The sequence below is a fragment of the Micromonospora sp. bgisy143 genome, from assembly GCF_057708145.1.
In genome coordinates this window covers 169,163-188,599 of sequence record NZ_JBYIRN010000011.1, presented here as the reverse complement: position 1 = coordinate 188,599, position 19,437 = coordinate 169,163, and the positions used below count along the sequence as shown (strand labels likewise).

General features: G+C 72.1%; 15 protein-coding genes. 9 read left to right on the top strand and 6 right to left on the bottom strand.

From position 1 onward, the window contains the following. The first annotated feature begins 91 nt into the window (after positions 1-91). Complete coding sequence (locus AC3EN4_RS15865; RefSeq protein ID WP_435206587.1) at positions 92-4,462, top strand: FtsK/SpoIIIE domain-containing protein; 4,371 nt, start codon at positions 92-94, stop codon at positions 4,460-4,462. A 57-nt stretch (positions 4,463-4,519) separates the two neighbouring features. On the opposite strand, the gene AC3EN4_RS15860 is transcribed toward AC3EN4_RS15865, so the two are convergent. Beyond that, the gene (locus tag AC3EN4_RS15860; protein WP_435206586.1) at positions 4,520-5,176 is read right to left on the bottom strand and encodes a hypothetical protein; all 657 of its coding nucleotides are present in this window, start codon (positions 5,174-5,176) and stop codon (positions 4,520-4,522) included. Then, complete coding sequence (locus AC3EN4_RS15855; protein ID WP_422739162.1) at positions 5,173-5,478, bottom strand: hypothetical protein; 306 nt, start codon at positions 5,476-5,478, stop codon at positions 5,173-5,175. Before AC3EN4_RS15855 ends, AC3EN4_RS15860 begins: the two co-directional genes overlap by 4 nt. A gap of 200 nt (positions 5,479-5,678) precedes the next feature. On the opposite strand from AC3EN4_RS15855, the gene AC3EN4_RS15850 reads away from it, so the two are divergent. The 4 genes from AC3EN4_RS15850 (at position 5,679) to AC3EN4_RS15835 (ending at position 9,534) form a co-directional block, all read left to right on the top strand. Continuing rightward, positions 5,679-7,484 carry a hypothetical protein gene (locus tag AC3EN4_RS15850; RefSeq protein ID WP_435206585.1) on the top strand — a complete coding sequence of 602 codons (1,806 nt, stop codon included), beginning with the start codon at positions 5,679-5,681 and terminating at the stop codon, positions 7,482-7,484. Next, positions 7,484-8,047 carry a type VII secretion system-associated protein gene (locus tag AC3EN4_RS15845; RefSeq protein WP_435206584.1) on the top strand — a complete coding sequence of 188 codons (564 nt, stop codon included), beginning with the start codon at positions 7,484-7,486 and terminating at the stop codon, positions 8,045-8,047. The genes AC3EN4_RS15850 and AC3EN4_RS15845 overlap by 1 nt, the downstream gene beginning before the upstream one ends. Positions 8,048-8,272: 225 nt before the next feature. After that, entirely contained in the window at positions 8,273-8,821 is a 549-nt protein-coding gene (locus AC3EN4_RS15840; RefSeq protein ID WP_435206583.1) for a sigma-70 family RNA polymerase sigma factor, read from the top strand. Then, entirely contained in the window at positions 8,818-9,534 is a 717-nt protein-coding gene (locus AC3EN4_RS15835) for a zf-HC2 domain-containing protein (protein ID WP_435206582.1), read from the top strand. The genes AC3EN4_RS15840 and AC3EN4_RS15835 overlap by 4 nt, the downstream gene beginning before the upstream one ends. 100 nt (positions 9,535-9,634) lie before the next feature. Here the strand turns inward: AC3EN4_RS15835 and AC3EN4_RS15830 are convergent, their stop codons facing one another. The 3 genes from AC3EN4_RS15830 to AC3EN4_RS15820 form a co-directional block, all read right to left on the bottom strand. Continuing rightward, a complete protein-coding gene (locus AC3EN4_RS15830; protein WP_435206581.1) occupies positions 9,635-10,558 on the bottom strand; it encodes a hypothetical protein in 924 nt (307 codons plus the stop codon). 107 nt (positions 10,559-10,665) lie between these two features. Then, positions 10,666-11,874, bottom strand: coding sequence for an alcohol dehydrogenase catalytic domain-containing protein (locus AC3EN4_RS15825; protein WP_435206580.1), 1,209 nt, complete (start codon positions 11,872-11,874; stop codon positions 10,666-10,668). A 112-nt stretch (positions 11,875-11,986) separates the two neighbouring features. Then, positions 11,987-14,887 carry an AfsR/SARP family transcriptional regulator gene (locus AC3EN4_RS15820; protein WP_435206579.1) on the bottom strand — a complete coding sequence of 967 codons (2,901 nt, stop codon included), beginning with the start codon at positions 14,885-14,887 and terminating at the stop codon, positions 11,987-11,989. A gap of 248 nt (positions 14,888-15,135) precedes the next feature. Between AC3EN4_RS15820 and AC3EN4_RS15815 the strand changes: the two genes are divergently transcribed. From AC3EN4_RS15815 to AC3EN4_RS15800, 4 genes are all read left to right on the top strand, one after another. Further along, on the top strand, positions 15,136-16,092 hold the full coding sequence (locus AC3EN4_RS15815; RefSeq protein WP_435206578.1) for an RNA polymerase sigma factor: 957 nt from the start codon (positions 15,136-15,138) through the stop codon (positions 16,090-16,092). A 51-nt stretch (positions 16,093-16,143) separates the two neighbouring features. Next, on the top strand, positions 16,144-16,896 hold the full coding sequence (locus AC3EN4_RS15810; RefSeq protein ID WP_435206577.1) for a GNAT family N-acetyltransferase: 753 nt from the start codon (positions 16,144-16,146) through the stop codon (positions 16,894-16,896). A 149-nt stretch (positions 16,897-17,045) separates the two neighbouring features. Next, complete coding sequence (locus tag AC3EN4_RS15805; RefSeq protein WP_422739152.1) at positions 17,046-17,501, top strand: hypothetical protein; 456 nt, start codon at positions 17,046-17,048, stop codon at positions 17,499-17,501. Then, a complete protein-coding gene (locus AC3EN4_RS15800; protein ID WP_435206576.1) occupies positions 17,468-17,806 on the top strand; it encodes a winged helix-turn-helix domain-containing protein in 339 nt (112 codons plus the stop codon). The genes AC3EN4_RS15805 and AC3EN4_RS15800 overlap by 34 nt, the downstream gene beginning before the upstream one ends. On the opposite strand, the gene AC3EN4_RS15795 is transcribed toward AC3EN4_RS15800, so the two are convergent. Next, positions 17,803-19,398 (bottom strand): Na+/H+ antiporter, encoded by a 1,596-nt coding sequence (locus AC3EN4_RS15795; RefSeq protein ID WP_435206575.1) that lies wholly within the window; start codon positions 19,396-19,398, stop codon positions 17,803-17,805. The genes AC3EN4_RS15800 and AC3EN4_RS15795 overlap by 4 nt on opposite strands. Positions 19,399-19,437: the final 39 nt, after the last annotated feature.

The window sequence follows — 19,437 nt, the reverse complement described above, 5'->3', positions numbered from 1 at the left end:
CCCCCCCCCCCCCCCCCCCCCCCCCCCCCCCCCCCCCCCCCCCCCCCCCCCCGACCGTGTTCCCGACGGATCGTCCGACCAGGAGATACCCGTGCGCCTGTTGCTCACCGTCACGGATCAGTCCACCACCCAAACCGACTACCAGGTCGAGGCCGCCCTCGACTCCACCGTCGCGGAGCTCGCCGAGGTGTTGGCCGGGCGCCGTCCGGAACCCGATTCCCGACCGCCGACGATCTTCGTCGCCGGCGCTCCGCTGGACCCCGGGCTGACGCTCGCCGACGCGCCGCTGTGGCAGGGCAGCGTCATCGAGCTGGACCGTCCCACGTCGGGGTCACCGGCACGGCCGGCGGGTCCCTTGGAGATCCGGGTGGTCAGCGGTCTGGGCGCCGGCACCCGGTACCCGCTCGCCGTCGGCGAGCACGCCATCGGCACCGCCGACGACAACCACGTCCGCGTCCACGACGACCCGCTCGCCCCGGCGCTCGCCCGGCTGCGGGTGACCGAGGACGGCGAGTGCTGGCTCCGTCCGACGGACCCCGGGTTGTTGCTCGACCGGGCGGAGGTCGACGAGCAGGAGCGGATCTGGACGCCGGGGGCGCAACTGGCCGCGGGTTCCTCCCTGCTGGAGCTTCGTCGCCCGCTGCGGGACGAGGCCGCGCTCCAGATCTCGGAGGACCGGACGGGCCTGGACTACAACCGTCCACCCCGGCTGCTGCCCGCCGCGCGGACCACCCAGTTCACGCTTCCCGGGCCGCCGGCGCCGCCGGAACGACGGCCGCTCACGCTGATCACCGTGTTGGCGCCGGTCGTGCTCTCCGGCGCCGCGTTCGTCGTCACCCGCAACCCGCTCACGTTGCTCTTCGCCATCCTGTCGCCACTGGTGCTGATCGCCGGTCAGATCGGCGCGCGGCGTCAGGGCCGGGCCACGTACCGGTCCCGGCTCGCCGAGTACGAGAAGAAGAGGGCGCGGATCAGCGGCGAGGCCGAGGAGGCGCTGGCCGCCGAACGGTCGGTCCGCCGGGACGACTTCCCCGACCCGGCGGCGATGGGGCTGATCGCCGGCGGGCCGCAACGTCGCCTCTGGGAACGACGCCGCACCGATCCGGACTTCCTGGAGCTGCGGGTCGGCAGCGCGGACCTGCCGTCGGAGGTGGTGCTCCGCGACCTGAGCCAGGACGAGAATCGGCGTGAGGTCCGGTGGAGCGCCCTCGACGTGCCGGCGACCGTACCGGTGCGCAAGCACGGGGTCGTGGGGGTGGCCGGCGACACCGTCGCACGTACCACGGCCCGGTGGATGATGGCCCAGGCCAGTGCCCTGCACAGCCCCGAGGACCTGCAGATCTACCTGCTCTGCGGGGCCGCGGACGAGGCCGGCTGGGCCTGGGCCGGCTGGCTGCCGCACCTGCGGCCCCGCGACGGTCAGGACACCCTCGCGACGGTCGGCACCGACACCCAGACGCTGGCCCGCCGGGTCGGCGAACTGGTGGCCATCATCTCGTCCCGCTCCGGTGAGCGGGGCAACGGCGCGTTCCGGGACGTCCTCGTGGTGCTCGACGGCGCGCGCAAGCTGCGGTCCCTGCCCGGCGTCACCCAGATCCTGCGCGAAGGACCGGCGGTCGGCGTGTACGCCATCTGCCTGGACGCCGAGGAGCGGCTACTGCCCGAGGAGTGCCAGGCCGTGATCGCCCAGCAGGAGGACGGATCGCTGCTGGTGACCCAGACCCTCGCCGCCCCGATCGCCGACGTGCACCCGGACGTCGTGCCGCCGGAGTGGCTCTACGGGGTGGCCCGGGCGCTGGCGCCGCTACGGGACATCGGTGGCGCCGACGAGGAGAGCGCCCTGCCCGGGTCGAGCCGGCTGCTCGACGTACTCGGGATGGAACCGCCGGAGCCGGACGCGGTGACGGCCCGGTGGACCTCGGGTGGTCGAACCACCGAGGCGGTGCTCGGGGTGTCGCTCGACGGGCCGTTCGCCCTCGACCTGAAGCGGGACGGACCACACGGCTTGGTGGCCGGCACCACCGGCTCCGGCAAGTCGGAGCTGTTGCAGACGCTCGTCGCCTCGCTCGCGGTGGCCAACCGTCCGGACGCGATGACGTTCGTGCTCGTCGACTACAAGGGCGGCAGCGCGTTCAAGGACTGCGTCCTGCTGCCGCACACCGTCGGCATGGTGACCGACCTGGACACCCACCTGGTGGGCCGGGCGCTCACCTCGCTCTCGGCGGAGCTGCGCCGACGCGAACACATCCTGGCCGAGGCCGGGGCGAAGGACATCGACGACTACGTGGAGCTGCTGCGCCGCGAGCCGTCCCGGGTGGCGATGCCGCGGTTGCTCATCGTGATCGACGAGTTCGCGTCGATGGTGCGGGACCTGCCGGACTTCGTGACCGGTCTGGTCAACATCGCCCAGCGCGGCCGGTCGCTCGGCATCCACCTGGTGCTGGCGACCCAACGACCCGGCGGCGTGGTCTCCCCCGAGATCCGGGCGAACACCAACCTGCGCATCGCCCTGCGGGTCACCGACAGCAGCGAGAGCCAGGACGTGCTGAACGCCCCGGACGCGGCCGCCATCTCGAAGTCGACGCCGGGTCGGGCCTTCGTCCGGCTCGCCCAGTCGTCGCTGGTGCCGTTCCAGGCGGGTCGGGTCGGCGGTTTCCGCCCGGGCGCGCGCAGCACCGACCGGCCGGCCCCGTGGTTGGCGCCACTGTCCTTTCCCGACCTCGGTCGCCCCGCGCCGCGTCGTCGCTCCGGCGAGGCGGCGCCGTCGGCCGAGCTGACCGACCTCGCGGTGCTCGTGACGGCGATCCGGGACGCCAGCGAACGGCTCGGCATCCCGCCGCAGCACAGCCCCTGGCTGGCGGCGCTACCCACGTCGCTGACCGTGGACACGCTGCCACCGGCCCGCGCCACCGACTACCACCTCCCGGCGGTCGCCTACGGGCTGGTGGACCTTCCCGCCCAGCAGGACCAGGTGCCGCTGGCGCTGGACCTCGCCACGCTCGGGCACCTGCACGTCATCGGTTCCTCGCGCAGCGGCCGATCGCAGACGCTCCGGACGATCGCCGGGACGCTCGCCCGCGTCCACTCCGCGGCCGACGTCCACCTCTACGGCGTCGACTGCGGCAACGGGGCGTTGCTGGCCCTCAACGGCCTGCCGCACTGCGGGGCGGTGGTGCAGCGTACCGAGGCGGAACGGCTCGGCCGGCTGTTCGCCCGTCTCGTCGCGGAACTGGGCCGGCGGCAGCAACTGCTCGCCACCCGGGGCTCGGCGAGCATGGTGGAGTTCCGCGCCGGCGCGGCCCCGGGTGAGCGACCTCCGCACATCCTGGTGCTGCTGGACCGGTTCGAGGTCTTCGACAAGACCTTCGCCGACTACGACAACGGCACGATCATGGCCGCTCTGCTGACGCTGCTGCGCGAGGGCACCGGGGCGGGCATCCATGTGGTGCTGGCGGGCGACCGGGCGATGTTCTCCAGCCGGATCTCGTCCACCACCGACGACAAGCTGGTGCTGCGCCTGACCGAACGTGGCGACTACAGCATGGTCGGCATCAACCATCGGCAACTGCCGGACGAGATCGAGCCGGGTCGGGCGATCCGGGCGTCCGACGGCGCCGAGGCGCAGATCGCGCTGCTCGGCGAGGACACCTCGGGTCAGGGGCAGGCGCGGGTGCTCGCCGACATCGCCGAGACGGCCCGACGGCGGGACGCGGACCTCGCGCCCGGCGACCGCCCGTTCCGGATCGACGTGCTGCCCGACGAGCTGACCCTCGCGGACACCGAGGCACTGGCCCGACCCGACGGGGCACTGTGGACGATGGTGGGCGTCGGCGGAGACGAGCTCACCGCGATCGGACCGGACCTGACCATCGTCCCGACCCTGGTCCTGGCCGGACCGCCACGCTCGGGGCGGAGCACCGCGCTGCTGACGATGGTCGCCGGTCTGCTGCGCAAGGACACTCAGGTGGTCGTGGCGGCGCCGCGCAGGTCGCCGCTGCGCGAACTGGCCGGTCTGCCGGGCGTACTCGACCTGGTGCCGAGCGAGAACCTCACCTCCGCCGGCCTGACGGCGGCGTTGGAACGCCGGGACGGGCCGGCCGTGGTCGTGCTGGACGACGCCGAGTTGCTGCTCAAGTGCGACGCGGGGAGCGACCTCGGCGAGATCGCCCGGGCCGGCACCGAGCGCGGACTCGGGTTGGTGATGGCCGGCACCATCGACGGGTTGGCCGGCGGTTTCGGCGGCTGGCACGTCGACGCCCGGCGCAACCGGCAGGGCGCGCTGCTCAGCCCGCAGGGCCTCGGCGACGGTGAGCTGATCGGCGCCAAGCTCAGCCGGGGCCAGCTCGGTGCAGGACGCCTCGGTCGGGCGCTGCTGCACCTGGGCGACGGCACCGTCCGGCTGGTGCAGGTCCCCCGGACCGACCCGGCGACGTTGCGTGCCCTGGTGACGTCGCCGCAGTAGCACCGGAGCGACAGGGGGACACCGCGGCGCGGTGTCCCCCCTCGTCGACCTTCGCTCTCAGGCGTCGGTGGCGTCCGTCGGCTCCGTCGGCGCGGCCAGCTCCGGCTGGTCGTCGTCCCAGGTGAACGTCAACGTCTCGGTGATCGCGCCGAAGAGTTCGAAGATCTCCTCCGCCTCGGCGAGGTTCGGGCTCGACCCGGTGACCACCACGACGTCCGCCGATCCCGGCATCGGCACGACGGTGTGCATCACCGCGCACCGGATCGTGACGCCGTCCTGGACGACGTTCTGGATGCCGTACACCCGGCCCACGGTGCCGATCCGGGGGATCGCCGCGGTGGTCACCCGCCGCCAGGTCCCGTCGGCCCGGTTCGGCTGCGCCACGGCGGTCAGCGCGCCGAGGATGTCGCCGTTGGCCGGTGGCGTGACCACCGCGACCACCACGGTGGCGGTGAGCGGACCGTTCTCGTACATCTCGAAGACGCCCGCGGCGTGCACCGCGCCGCTGCGGCGGGCCTGGCGGATCGACCGGCGCACCTGCTCGGCGAAGCGGCCGGCCTGGTCGGCGGTGAACCCGCCGGTCAGGGCCTGCCCCCGCGCCTGTTCACCGAGCCGGTTCTCACTCGCCTCGTCGGACACCGGGAAGTCGACCCACGCCACGGGAGTACGCAGCTCAAAGCCCGTCGGGATGGGCGTCGCGGTCGGGGCGCTCACTGTGCCGCCTGCGCATCCGGCGTGGTCAACGCGTTGACCGTCTGGGTGTCGGTCTCCCGGAACGCGTCGGCGACCGCCTTGGCCGCGTCGCGTACGCCGCCGAGGTCCTTGCCCACGACGTGCCGGCCGTCGCCCCACCGCTTCTCGAACTGCCGGGCCGCGCCCTCCAGGTCGCGCTGACCGAGCGTGTCGACCACCGCGCCCATCGACCGGACCGACGCGCTGTCCATCAGCTCCTTCGTGCGCGCCAGCAGTTCGTGTACGCGTTCCAACTCCGCGCCGGGAACGAGGATCTCGCTCATCGCGTCCACTCCCCCGCCGGCCTGCCCATCCGTTCCCTCATCTCCGCACCCTCCCGAGGTGTCACGGCAACTGCGGCGTACACGGATCGGCGGCCGGCCCGGTTCACCCGCTGAACCGAACTCCCACCCGCTACGTGTGCGACCCGGCTCCCGGCGAACGGTCCGGGCGCCGACCTGACGGTGCGATGGGGAGGCATGTCATGACGCGTCCGGGCGACGCCGAGTGGTCCGTGTTGCAACTCGACTCGGATCCCGTGCCGGGTGATCCCGAGTCCTTCGAGGAGATCACCCGGGCGTACCAGGAACTGGCCAGAACCACCCAGGAGGCACACGACCTGCTCGCCTCGGGCAGCCAGATCGACGTCGGCCAGGGCAAGGCCATGGACGCCTTCCGCGACCTCATCGGCAAACTACCCGGACGACTCGACCGGATGGCCAACTCCTACGCCAGCGCCGCCGACGCCTACCTGCGCTACCTGCCCTCCCTCGAGGAGGCGCAGACGATGTCACTGCGCGCCCTCGACCAGGCCCGACAGGCCGCCGGAGACCAGAGCGCCGCCCAAGCCGCAGCCGCCACCGCCGCGGCCGCGCTCCTCGTCATGAACGCCGACGCCGCGACCAGCGCGGACGCCAAGGACCAGGCCACCGACGACGCCACCGCCGCCAGGAACCGCGCCGCCGACGCCCAACAAGCCCTCGACGCGGCCAAGTCCCTGCTCGGCCAGGCCACCGCCCTGCGCGACCAGGCCGCCCGCACCGCCGCCGACACCCTCCACCAACTGGCGAAGGACGCGCCGCAACGCTCCCTCTGGGACAAGATCGTCGAAGCGTTCAACGCGTTCATCGACTTCCTGCAGAGCACCGTCATCGAATGGATCACCACCATCCTCGACGTGCTCTCCGTCGTCGCCTCCTTCATCTTCCCGCCCCTGGGCTCGGCGATCGGCTTCCTCTCCGGTGCCATCGACCTGGCCGCCGCCGCCCTCGGCGGTGACCCCGCCGAAATCGCCCTCGCCGCCGGTGGACTCGCCCTCGGCCTCGTCCCCGGCGGACGAATCGTCAGCCGGGTCATCAAGTTCGCCAACAAGTTCGCCGGCAAGATCCGCCCCGGCAGCGTCGCGGACGGCATCAAGAACAGCACCAGAGAGGTCACCGGCGGCAGCGCCACCACGGTGGGGCGCGGCATCGACGCCACGGTCACCGAGGTCGGCATCGGCAAGACCATCAAGGGCGTGTTCAACCGGATCGACCAGAAGCTGTTCGACCTACGGTTCGACCGGGACCTCAAGGCCGCCCGGAAGAAGCAGGCCAACGACCCGACGCTGATCCTCGGACAGAACAGCAAGGGCCACCTCAAGACGTTCCACGCCTCCGACGTCGAGTCGACCCCGCTGGTGGACAACAACGGCAAACTGATCGGCGTGCTCTTCCCGAGCAGGGCCACCGACAACGACAGCTTCACGAGCTGGGCCCGTACCGACGCCAATCTCGCCTTCGGCCGGAACATCGGCGGAACGGCCGCTACCCCGGGGCTGAAGGCGGTCCGCAAGCTGCCCGGCACCGACACCGGCTTCGCGGGCAACGAGTTCGTCTCCCCACCCTGGGCCCGGCTGAGAAACGATCCCACCCTGGTCATCGCGCACGGCAACCCGAACGGCGCCGCCGTACGCCTGACGAACGGCACGGTGCTGCACGTCCCGGGTGGACAGTTCGCGAAGGTCCTGCATCACAACGAGCTCTTCGATCCCAATTCGAAGAGGTCCATCGCTTTGATCTCCTGCAACTTCGGCAACACGTCCGGCACGGCCGGGCAGGATTTCGCCGACGCCATGGCTGATCTCGGCAACCGGCGTCGGATTTTCGCGGCGAACGAGGTGGTCGTCACCACCGAGGGCGTGGACGTGGACGGCCTGGTGACCGGCAGGGGCCAGCCCATCGCGACGCTGGCGGTGCAGAACGGCGGCGAATTCTCGGAGCTCCATCCAACGGCCAAGGGGAAGAAGTGATGAACGAGAACGACAACGTCGACCGGCAGCGGAATTGGCTGCTGCTGACGGACGCCCGGTGGAGCGCGCCCGACGAGGGAACGGCGGAGACCACCGACGTGCCTCCGGTGGAGGTCATCGTCGGTGGCTGGCTGGTCGAGCCCGACGGCACCGTCGGCCGCTTCACCGCCAATCCGCTGTACCGGCCGGAGGACCCCGCGTCGCCCACCAGCCCGGTGGATGCCGCCGCCTCTCTGGTCGCCACCGGTCGCGCGGGCGTCGATGTGGTGCTCCTGGCGCTGCGGGACAGCCTTGTGGATGTCGCGCTGGACAGTGCGGGCGCCGTCATCGTGGCGCCGGCGCCGGACGACGTGCCGTGTGTGCTCGTCGCGACCGGGGCCGTGGACCGGGGCCGGGTCGACGCTGCCGACTGGCGACAGGTCGACCTGAACGAGTTGCTGACGCTGCTCCCGGACGGCGTCGACGTCCTGCTGAATCCGGGCGGACGCCGTGCCATGCGGTTGATCGCCGACGCGTTACAGGACATCGCCGTCGAGGGCGAGCCGTCACCGATTGCCCCTTGACGTACCACCGCGCTGGGCTCGGGCGTGCACGTTCGAGCCCAGCGGGGACGCCGGCCGCCGGACACGCATCGGCAGCGGTTGACATCTCGTTTCGGTCTCGACGTGGGTCAGTAGACAAACTTTCTATTGATCAACTATCGGTACGAACAGGACGTGCATCCTGAGGGCCCGTAGACAACCGGCGGGAACGCCGGCGACGTGAGGGTCAGCAAAAGGGTGGTAGCAATGGCGGGATCAGGACCTGTTCGTCGGCGCGAAGTGGCAGGCGAGGCACTGGTCCGGTCCATATTCGAGGAGCACGGACGGGCGATGCTCGCGTACGCGACACAGTTGACCCGCGACCGCGCGGCCGCGGAGGACGTCGTCCAGGAGGCGCTGGTGCGCGCGTGGCGTCACCCGGACAGCCTGGTCAACGGCAAGGGCTCGGTACGGGGTTGGCTGTTGACGGTCGTCCGCAACATCGTGACCGACACCGTCCGCGCCCGGAGGGCGCGGCCACCCGAGGTGCCGGAGGGCCCGACCGAATCCGCGGTCGAACGTGACCACGCCGACCAGGTGGTGAACTCGATCGTCGTGACGGACGCCCTCAACCGCCTCTCCACCGAGCACCGACAGGTGCTCGAGCAGGTCTACCTGCGCGGGAGTACAGTCGCGGAAGCCGCCCAGGTCCTCGGGATCCCGCCCGGCACCGTGAAGTCCCGCTCCTACTACGCACTCCGAGCACTCCGCGATCTCGCCGAGCGTCGCGCCGGGGTGGAACGGCCTGCCTCATGACGACCGACAGCTCATCGCCCCACGCCGACCACTTCGACATCGGCGGCTACCTGCTGGGGGCGCTCGACGAGGAGTCGACCCGCCGAGCCGAGGAGCACCTGGCGGGTTGCGCGCAGTGCCGGGCCGAGGTCGAGTCGCTGCGGACGTGGGCGGGCGCCCTCGAGAACGTACCCGATGTGATGCTGCTCGACGGACCGCCGGAGGACGGCGACCTGTTGTTGCAGCGGACCCTGCGGCAGATCCGCGGCGAGGCCGCCGACGAACGCCGCCGCCGGCACGCCGTGACCGGGGTCGCCGCGGCGGTCGTCGCCTCGGCCGTCCTCGGCGGCGCCTTCCTCGTTCCACGGGGCGACGCGACGAACGACGCGACCGCCCCGCCGCCGAGCCCGAGCGTCACGGCCGACCCGACGGTCCGCCGCACCAGCGCCTCGGACGCGCGAACCGGCGCTCGTCTCGCCGTCGCCGTCCAACCGGCTCCCGGCTGGGTACGCGTCAACGCCACGGTCTCCGGCATCCCGCAGGGCCGGCGTTGTCGCCTCCTGGTCGTCGGCAAGGACGGCAGCACCGTGTTGGCCGGCAGTTGGCTGGTGTCGGAGCGCGGCGCCGCCGAGGGCGTCACCCTGGACGGCAGTGCCCTGATCGACGAGGCCCAGATCGACAGTGTCCGGGTGGAGACGACCGACGGCACGGTGTACGTCAGCGCGACGCTGTAGCCGATCACCGGCGGCGGCCCTGGCCGTGCCCGACCGACCCCACGACGAACGAGCGCCGGCCCGACCAGGTGGCCGGCCCAGCGCGAGCCGTTTCGCGGGATCAGCCCAGGCGCACCGAGACGACCGCGTTGTCGAAGCCGACGGTTCCCAGGTCGGCGACGTCCCCGTTGATCACCGTCGAGCGGCCGGTGCAGTCCGCGCCCGTCCACAGCTTGAGCGAGCCGGGCGCCGCCACCGAGGAGGAGACGCCCGGGCGGCTCAGGTTCCGGCAGCCGGTGCCCGCGACTCCCTGCGAGCCTGCGCCGTCGCCGAAGTTGGGGTCGTCGAAGAGTACGGCGCTGGTCGCCGGTCGGGCCGGCGACTCCGCGGTGGGCTGCCCGCCACCGGACACGCCGGCCTTGCCGCCGGTCGGGGTCACGCCGAACCAGGTGCCTCCGACACCCTGGCCCTTGGTGTCACCGGGCTTGGTGTCCTTGGCGAAGCGGTAGACCGGCCAGCCGCCGATGGTGACCTGCCGGCTGCCGTCCGCGCGCCGGACCGTGCCGACGGCCTCGGCCTTGACCCCCGCGACGAAGATCTTGCCGCCGGGCGTGACGGTGACCGGCGGCCAGGTGGTGGCGCAGTCACCGTCGCAGTTCGAGGTCGGCGGGTTGTTGCTGTCCTTGTCGAACCGGTAGAGGGTCAGGCCCGCGCCGTTGACGACGACCGGGTCGAGCTTGCCCGCCTTGCCCAGGGTCAGCTGGACCCAGCGCTGCGCCTCCTCCCGGGCGGCTCCGGTCGGTACCCCGCCGTCGCGTACCGCCCAGTCGCCGGTGCCCTCGGCCGCGTTGTTGGACTTCGCGGTGCCGGACGTCAGGGCGAGGTCGGCGACGCCGCCCCCGCTCTGCGGCGACGCCGCCGGGCTGCCGCTCAGGTCGGCGGCCCGCGCCGGGCCGGGTGGCACCTGGCTCGGGCCGCAGGCCGTGAGCGTCACCGCGCCGACGGCCAGCGCGGCGATGAGGGGTGTCACGTGGTTGCGCATCATCGGAAATCTCCAGCGGTCACCCGGCTTCCAGGAGGTCCGGAAACCGTTCGCCCCCCACACGGAACGGGTCCGGAATCGGTTCAGGGAGGGTGCCGCCGCAACCGTCCTCAGCCGGCGCGCAGGGCCACCTTGAGCCAGCCGGGGCTGCGCAGGTCGAACTCCCGGTACGCGCCGACCGCGTCCGTGAGCGGCTCGTGCTCCGTCACCACGTCCTCCGGCCGGACCTGGCCGGAGGCGACCATGGCCGCCAGCTTGGGGATGTACCGGGGGTGGTTGCCGTTGCCGGCACGGACGGTCAGGTTGCGCCCCATCGCCGTCCCGATCGGAAAGTACCGGTCGCCGGGCGGGTAGACGCCCACGATGCCGAGCGTGCCGACCTTGGCGAGGCTGTCCACCGCCCAGGTCTGCGCCTGGCTCGGCGCGTCACCCGGCTTCCAGTGCCCGTCCTGGCCCTGACTGTCGAGGTTGGGCGAGAGGGCGTGCTGCTCCTCGGCGTTGCGCTCGGCGTCCTTGCCGGCCGCCGGCCCCGACTTGGCGCTCTCGCTGTCCACGCCGACGGCGTCGATCGCGCAGTCGGCCCCGATCCCGTTCGTCAACTCCATGATGGCGTCGACCGGGTCGACCTCGTTGAAGTTGATGACCTCGGCGCCGCGGCTGCGGGCGTGTTCCAGCCGGTCGGCATGCCCGTCGACCGCGATCACCCGGGACGCGCCACGCTGGTACGCGGAGAGAATGGCGAACTGTCCCACCGGACCGCAGCCCCAGACCGTGACGATCTTGCCGTCGCTCGCGTCGGCGAGAACCGCTCCGAAGTAGCCGGTCGGATAGATGTCGGACAGCGTGATGGCCTGCGACTCGGTGACGTTCTCGGCGAGGGGAATCAGGTTGGTGTGCGCGAACGGGACCCGGGCGTACTCCGCCTGCAGGCCGTTGAACGGGCCCTGCATCTCGGGTGAGCCGGGCGATGCCGTACCGGTCCTCGGCCCCAGCGGGTTGGCGTTGTCGCACTGCGCGAAGAGCCCTCGACGGCAGTACCAGCAGGACCCGCAGCCCAGCACCGCCGAGATCACCACCCGGTCGCCCGGCCGGAAGTTGTGGATCTGCGAACCGACCTCCTCGACCACCCCGACGCCCTCGTGGCCGAGGACCTTGCCCGGCTTCATCCCGGGCATGGTGCCACGGACGAAGTGCAGGTCGGTGCCGCAGATCGCCGCCGTGGTGACCCGGACGATCGCGTCGGTGGGTTGTTCGATGCGCGGCTCGGGCACGTCGTCGACCCGAATGTCACCGATACCGTGGTAAACGACGGCCTTCACGCGTACTCCCATCCCCGCTGGCCGCTCTCGTCGCGCCAGCACTCGACAACGGGACACCTCGTGCCCGGAACGGGACCCGGCTTCCCCGACCGGGCGGCGACAAACCGCGCGGTCAGGTCAGCCTCTCGGCCAACCGGGTGACCGAGGCGCGCATGTCGTCGGTGCCGCCGTCGGGGAACTCCCGCAGCAGCGTGCGGGCCTGCTCGAACACCCGGCGGGAACCGGGCAGGTCACCGGCGGCGATGAGCACGTCCGCCATCTGCCGCAGTGCGGCGAACTGCGACGGCCGGTTCCCCACCCGCCGCGCCGTGCTCGCCGCGAGTTCCAGCTCCGTCACCGCCTCCGCGACGCGGCCGGTCTCCGCCAGGTTGTCCGCGACGGCGGCCCGGATCGCGCTCTCCTCGTGTGCGCGCCCCACCCGCTCGTTGAGGTCGAGGGCCTCCCGGAGCACCCGGATCGATTCAACGACCCTCCCCTGGGCGGTCAGGGACCGTCCCATCCGCAACAGGCTGCACACCTCGCCCTGCCGGTGGCCGAGCAGGCGGAACAGGGACAGCGCCTCGGTGCTGTGCGTGAGCGCGCGGTCGTGTCGGTCCAACACGCTGAGCACCTGGTGACAGTTGTTGTGCACCAACGCCTGCTCCAGCCGCATGCCCCGGTCCCGATAGGTCCGGGCGGCCCGGTCGAGCAGGTCGAGCGCCTCCTCGTGGGCGCCGAGAAAGTACCGGGCGCCCGCCAGGCTGCGCAGGACGTGCGCCTCCCCGACCACGTCGTGGTGCTCCCGCGCGGCACGCAGCGCGACCCGCATGACGTCCTCCCAGTCCTGGAAGCGTCCGGCCCACTGCAGGTACTGCTGCATCGCGATGGCGAGCTGCCACGGCACGATGCCGTGCCCGACGTCGGCGGCGAGGCGCACCACCTCCGTGAGCACCTCCCGCTGGCGGTCGAACCAGGCGATGGCCTCGTCGTACGTGCCCGGCCGCTCGGCGACGACACCGGGCAGTGGCGGCGCCGGCTCGATCGGCGGACGGTTCGGGTTCAACGCCGACTGCGCCTGGTAACCGCTGTGCAGGTAGTGCTGGAGCAGGCGGCTGAGCGCCGCCTGTCGTTCCGCCGCCGACTCCTCGGCCTCGAACAGCTCCTCGGCGTACGCCTTCACCAGCACGTGCGAGGTGAGCCTGCCGTCCTCGTCCTCGCTGACCAGCGCCGCGTCGATCAGCTCGGCCAGCTGGGCGCGAATGCTGTCCGGGTCGCGGTCGGCGAGGCTCACGCAGGCCTCGGCCGTGACACCGGGCAGCGGGGCCGCCGACAGCAGCCGGAACAGCCGGGCGGCCTCCGGGCTGAGCTGCCGGTAGGACCACGAGAAGGCGGTCCGGGGGTCGATCAACCCACGGCCACCGGCGAACGCCTCGAGCCGGCGGGCGCTGTCGCGCAGCTCGGCGGCGATGGTGCCGAGCGACAGACCCGGACGAGCGGCGATCCGGGCCGCCAGGATGGCCAGCGCCAGGGGAAGCCGGCCGCACAGCTCGATGATCACGTCCGCGGTGGCGGCACACCCCGCCTCGTCGGTCGGCCGGCTCGGCAGCCCGGCGAGACGCCGTTCCAGCAGACGGCGGGCCGTCGGCAGGTCGGGCGGGTCGACCCGGAGCAGGTGCGCGCCGTCGAACGCCGCAAGACCGACCAGGGCCCGCCGGCTGGTGATGATCACTAGACTTTTCGCCGAGTTCGGCAGCAGTGGGCGCACCTGGGCGGCGTCGTGGGCGTTGTCCAGCAGGAAGAGCATCTGCCTGCCGGCGGTCATGCTCCGGTACATGCCGATCCGCGCCTCGAACGTGTCGGGTACGTCGGCGGCGGGCGCGCCCACCAGGTGCAACAGCGAACGCACCGCGTCGTCGGCCGACAGGCGCTCGTCCGCGCAGAGGTGCCCCCGCAGGTCGAGGTAGAGCTGCCCGTCGGCGAACTCGTCGGCGACCCGGTGCGCGAAGTGGGTGGCGAGCGTCGAGGTGCCCACTCCTCCCATGCCGTCCATCGCGATCACCAGTGGGCTGGTCCGGCCGGCGGTCCGCATCCCCGTGGTCAGGTCGTTCAGGATCAGCAGTTCGGATTCGCGGCCCACGAACAGGGGTGGGTCCGGCGGGAGCTGCGCCGGGCGGACCAGCGGCATCGGCCGGGCCACCACCGGCTCCGCGTCCTCGGCCGGCGTCAGCGCCGTCTGGGTGAGGGCCCGCCGATGGGCGTCCTGCAGGTGGTACCCGGGGTCGATACCCAACTCCTCGTCGAGGCGCGCCCGGATGGCGCCGTACACGGCCAGCGCCTCGGCCTGCTGGCCGGCTGCGGCGAGGGTCGTCACCAGGCTCGCGTGGACCGGTTCGTTGAGCTGACCCATCGTGGCCGCGAGTCGCAGCGGCGTCAGGACCCGGGTGGGTTGACGCAGTCGTACGGCCAGCGCGGCGGCGGCGATGGTGGCGTCGAAGAACTCGCCGTCGATGCCCGCGAGGACCGCCGCGGCGGCGGCGCTGTCGATGAGCCCGTCGCCGGACGAACCGTGGCAGCGCCGCAGCGCGTCGAGGTAGTGCGTCAACGCCTCGTCCGGGCGGTCCTGCGCCAGGCTGGACCTGGCCGCCGAGACGTCGCGGCGGAACGCCACGAGGTCGAGCGTCTCCGGCCCGGCCACGAAGAGGTACCCGTTGCCGTGCCGCAGCAGGTACGACCCGACGGCCCGGGCGGGCAGGTCGGGTTCGAACAGGCGACGCAGCGCCGCCACGTACTTGTGGATCACGTTCACGGCGCTGGCCGGCGAATCGGGTCCCCAGACGAGATCCATGAGATCGCTGGTGGTGGTGGGACGCCCCTGCCGGGCCAGCAGCACCGCCAGCAGACGCCGTTGTTGACGCGGGCCGGCGTCGAGTTCGGTGTCGCCGCGCCAGACCCGCAGCGGACCCATGATCTGCAAGCGCGGTCCGCCCTGCGACGCCGTTTCCTCTGTCCGACCGGAGCCGACGTCGTCCGTCACGTTGATCACGCTGCGTCCACCGAGTGGAGGCCTACTTGACGATGACTGGATCGGACAGTTCGCCGCAGCATCCGACAATCCCGGGCGCGGCGAAACCGACTCCCGGGTGGAAGGCGGCACGCATCGGCCGGATCGGTGTCGTCGCGGCACGGCTCCGTCTCGTAACCCATGTCATGCAGACGTCGCTGCCGAGCGGAAAGTTCGATGCTCTCGATGGGTTTTTCCCACCCGCGCGCTAGGTTTCCCGGATGCTTCTTCCGACCTCGGCGCCCGGAGCGGCCGACGACACGGTCGAGCAGGTCCGCAGCGCCCAGCGGGGCGATCCGGCCGGCTTCGCGCTGCTCCTCGACCGTCACTACGCCGGCATGCTCGCCGTGGCCCATAGCCTGCTCGGCTCGCGGCCCGACGCCGAGGACGCCTGCCAGGACGCGGCGATCACCGCGTTCAGTCGCATCGGTGAGCTGCGCGACCCCGCTGCGGCGCGGTCCTGGCTGCACGCCATCGTGCGCAACAACTGCCGGACGATGCTGCGCGCCCGCGTTCCCGTACCGGTCGGGGTGGCCGGCGAGAACCTGCTCGCCTCGGAGCTGGACGACCCGGTCGCCTGCATCGAACGCAGCGCCATGCGGGACTGGGTCTGGCACGCCATCGGGCAGTTGTCGCCGGCCGCGCAGACGGTGGCGTTGCTGCGCTACTTCACCACGAACAACTCGTACGAGCAGATCGCGGACCTGTGTGGAACGCCGGTCGGCACCGTCCGTAGTCGCCTCAGCGAGGCGCGGCGGCAGTTGGCCGCCGTCCTCCCCCGCGTGCACGACGAACGGCACGGCGAGACCGCGGCGCTACGCGCCGAACGACAGCAGGAGGCGGCGACGATCCTGTCGGCGGTACCGGACGGCGCCCGACTGAACGAGGTCGCCGCCCGCTGGGCCGAGGACATGACCTTCTGGTGGCCGAGCGGCATCCGGACGATCGGTCGGGAACCGGTCTTCGCCGTGATGCGGCAGGACTACGAGTCCGGCGTCGGCGCCAAGATCACCGGAGTGCTCGCCGGGTCCGGCGTCACGATCTGGGAGAACGCCTTCATCAACCCGCCGGAGGATCCGTACCACTGTCCGCCCGGGGCGACCTGGTTGCTGAAGGAGAAAGAGGGCCTGGTGCGCGAGGTGCGCCTTCTGCACACCCCACGGCCGACCCGGTTCTAGAGAATCCACCGCGGAATCGAACTTTCCACCGCCGAACGATGTCCTGAGGATATGACCACGTACTCAATCCACGACCTGGAACCGCAGCTCGCCGCGAACCGCACGTACTGGTGCGGTTGGGCCGGCGCCGAGCCCGACACCGACCTGCCGACCTACCGCACCGACGTCCCGCACCCACTGCTCAACGGGGTCCTGCGAGTGCGCGGACGGGAGCTCGACGAGGCGATCACGGAGGCGCGCAAGCACCTGACCGGCTCGACCTGGGGCTGGTGGGTGGGCGCGGACAGCGACGAGGGCACCGCCGAGGGCCTGCTCGCACGGGGCGCGACGCAGATCTCCGACATGCCCGTCATGGCGGTGGACGTGACCACCGTGGCCGAGGTCGAGGCCCCCGGCGACCTGCGGATCCAGGTCGCCGCCACACCGGCCGAGCTGCGCGAGTACGTCGAGGCGTACGCCGGGCCGCTGGGCATCCCCGGCGACCTCGGGCTCGTCGTGGACCGGGAGGTGTCCTTCGCCTACCCGGACGTGATCCGGCTCGCCGGCATCGTGGACGGCCGCACGGTGGGCACCTGCACCCTGTCGCTCGGCACCGACGTCGGCGCTCTGTACTGCATCGCGACCCACCCCGACCACCGCCGGCGGGGCATCGCGAGCGCCCTCACCCGTGCGGCGCTGCGCATCACCCGCGAGTCCGGGCGGCGGATCGCCACCCTGCAGGCGAGCAGCGAGGGTGAGCCGGTGTACCGGCAGATCGGGTTCGACACCGTCACCCGGTACCGCCTCTACCAGCTCCCGGAGTGAGTCCGCACGGCGCTGCCGCCGGCTCACTCCGGGTGCGGGCGGCAGCGCCGTAGGGCGCGGCACCGGCCAGGCAAGTACTTGCCGATGCGGAAAGTGAGTGTTAACTTTCCGTACGAGCAAGTACTTTCCCTAGCTCAAGGAGTTGCGCGATGGGCACCACCCCGACCCCAGAAGAGGCACGACGGGCTCTTGCGGACGTCGACCGACGCCGGGACCAGACGGCGACGGCCGCCGGTCGGTCGCGGTGGACCTGGCTCGCCGCCGGAGTCCTCGCCGCGGCGTACGGGTTCGTGGCCGACCGGTATCCGGACTTCGTGCGCACCTACGGCACCACCATCGTCATCCTGCTGCTGCTCGTCTCGATGGCCGCCAACACCCGGTGGGGAGCGGCTCTGCTGCGGCGGCCGGTGCGTCCCCGTGCCACCCCCGACGCGTCGAGCCTGCTGTGGTCCGCCCTGGTGGTGGCCCTGCTGATCGGTGGCGCGACCCTTGCCACCGCGCTGGACGTTCCACACCTCTGGCTGTGGTTCGGCCTGGTCGCCGGTGTGCTGCTGGCCGCCGCGGGTCCGTGGTGGCAGCGCCGCGTCCTCACCCGCCCGGCCTGACCGTGGCGGCCGACCCGAAACTGGACCCGGCCCTGCTCGATCCCACCCGGCTGGCCATCCTGGCGCTGCTGGCGGGGACCGAGTGGGCCGAGTTCGCGTTCGTCCGCGACGCCATGGACCTCAGCGACTCGGCCCTGTCCAAGCGGATCTCGAACCTGAGCGACGGCGGTTACGTCGAGGTGCGCAAGGGCTACGTGGGCAAGCGTCCCCGGACCTGGATCAACCTCTCCACGACCGGCCGGGCGGCCCTGAGCGGCCACATCGCCGCCCTGCGGGACATCGCCGCCCGCGTCGACGGGCCCTAACGGTTGTCGTTGTCCCGTCGCTGGGTCATGTGGACCTGTTCGAGGTCGAGGCCGTCCTGGACCCGGCGCAGCACCTCGTCGTCGATCTCGCCCGCGTCGCGCATCCGCACGACGGTCTCGTGGCGGTGGCCGATGACCGCGAGGTGCAGGTCGGCGTACTGCTTCTCGTAGTCGGCCGCTGCCTCGTCCGGGCCGGAGGTGGCGTCGCCGTCGCGCAGGACGCGCAGGCGGCGGTCGTACTCGGCGCGCAACTGCTCGTGCACGTCGTCGCTCGTACCCAACTCGGCCGCCATCGTGGGCAGCGACTCCAGCGCCCGGTCCATGGACGTGATCTCGGCCTGCCGGCGTTCCCGCTCGGCCTCGGAGTCCGCGCCCAGCCCGGCCCACCGCGTCACCCGGGGCATCAGCGGCGCCTGCACCAGCAGGGTCACGGCGATCACGACGGCCGTGACGAAGACGATGAGGTCCCGGTCCGGGAACTCCGAACCGGACGGAAGCGTGTGGGGTACGGCCAGCGCCGCCGCCATCGACACCGCGCCCCGGAAACCGGCCGCCGACATGAGCGCCCGGGGTCGCCCGCTGAGCCGCCGTTCCCGCTGTTGCGGTCGGCGGTCGATCGCCCGGATCACGTACGGGCTGGTGAAGAGCCAGCCGAACCGCACCGCGACGATGACCGCGCAGACCACGAGCGCGACCAGCATGCCGTGTGCCAGACCGCTGCTGTCGAGCCCGCGCACGGCCGACTGCGCCTCCAGCCCGACCAGGACGAACAGCGCCGCGTTCGCCAGCATGGTCAGGAACTCCATGACGGTGTGGACGTGTCGGCGGGCGTTACCCGGGAACAGGCGCGGCGAGGCGCGGCCCACCCACAGTCCGCTGACCACGGCCGCGAGGACGCCGGACACCTCGGCCGCCTCGGCGATCAGGTACGCGGTCAGGGGCGTCAGCAGCGCGAGGAGGTTGTGCTGGAACGGGTCGGTCAACCGGCGACGGATCTGCAGGACGAGGAACGTCACGACCGCGCCGGACGCGATGCCACCGAGGTAGGAGAAGGCGAACAGCCCGGCGACCCGACCGACGCTCAGGTGTTCCTCGCCGAGCGTGATGCCGACCGCGAGGGTGTAGATCACCAACGCCGTACCGTCGTTGACCAGGCTCTCCGCGCGCAGGGTGGTCGCGATTCGACGCGGCAGCATCCGACCCAGGACGCCGACCGCCGTGGCGTCGGTCGGCGCGACGGCGGCACCCAGCACCCACGCCGCTCCCCAGCCGAGCCCGAGCGCGTGCCCGGCGACCGCGACACCGGCGGCCGTCGCCACCACGAGCAGGGTGCTCAGCAGCACGATGACCCGCAGGTTCCGGCGCATCTCGCGCAACGAGGAGGAGAACGCCTCCCAGTAGAGCAGCACCGGAAGGAACACCAGGAGGACGGCCTCGGGCGGCAGGTGCACCGCGCGCAGCGCGGGCGCGAAGCCGAGGAGGACACCGGCGACCAGGAGCAGCACCGGTGGGGCGATCCGGAGCCGACGGGCCGCGCCCGCACCGACCAGGATCGCGACACCTACCGCTACGACCAGGACGAGGCTGGACACCGGGCTCCTTCAGTTGTGGTTCTGGGCAACGCTCGGGCC

What these genes read in the sequence shown, in the direction of transcription:
- AC3EN4_RS15805 (WP_422739152.1), top strand. Translation starts at nt 17,046, where the DNA reads ATGGGCACCACCCCGACCCCAGAAGAGGCACGACGGGCTCTTGCGGAC.
- AC3EN4_RS15845 (WP_435206584.1), top strand. Translation starts at nt 7,484, where the DNA reads ATGAACGAGAACGACAACGTCGACCGGCAGCGGAATTGGCTGCTGCTG.
- AC3EN4_RS15810 (WP_435206577.1), top strand. Translation starts at nt 16,144, where the DNA reads ATGACCACGTACTCAATCCACGACCTGGAACCGCAGCTCGCCGCGAAC.
- AC3EN4_RS15840 (WP_435206583.1), top strand. Translation starts at nt 8,273, where the DNA reads ATGGCGGGATCAGGACCTGTTCGTCGGCGCGAAGTGGCAGGCGAGGCA.
- AC3EN4_RS15835 (WP_435206582.1), top strand. Translation starts at nt 8,818, where the DNA reads ATGACGACCGACAGCTCATCGCCCCACGCCGACCACTTCGACATCGGC.
- AC3EN4_RS15850 (WP_435206585.1), top strand. Translation starts at nt 5,679, where the DNA reads ATGACGCGTCCGGGCGACGCCGAGTGGTCCGTGTTGCAACTCGACTCG.
- AC3EN4_RS15815 (WP_435206578.1), top strand. Translation starts at nt 15,136, where the DNA reads ATGCTTCTTCCGACCTCGGCGCCCGGAGCGGCCGACGACACGGTCGAG.
- AC3EN4_RS15830 (WP_435206581.1), bottom strand. Translation starts at nt 10,558, where the DNA reads ATGATGCGCAACCACGTGACACCCCTCATCGCCGCGCTGGCCGTCGGC.
- AC3EN4_RS15855 (WP_422739162.1), bottom strand. Translation starts at nt 5,478, where the DNA reads ATGAGCGAGATCCTCGTTCCCGGCGCGGAGTTGGAACGCGTACACGAA.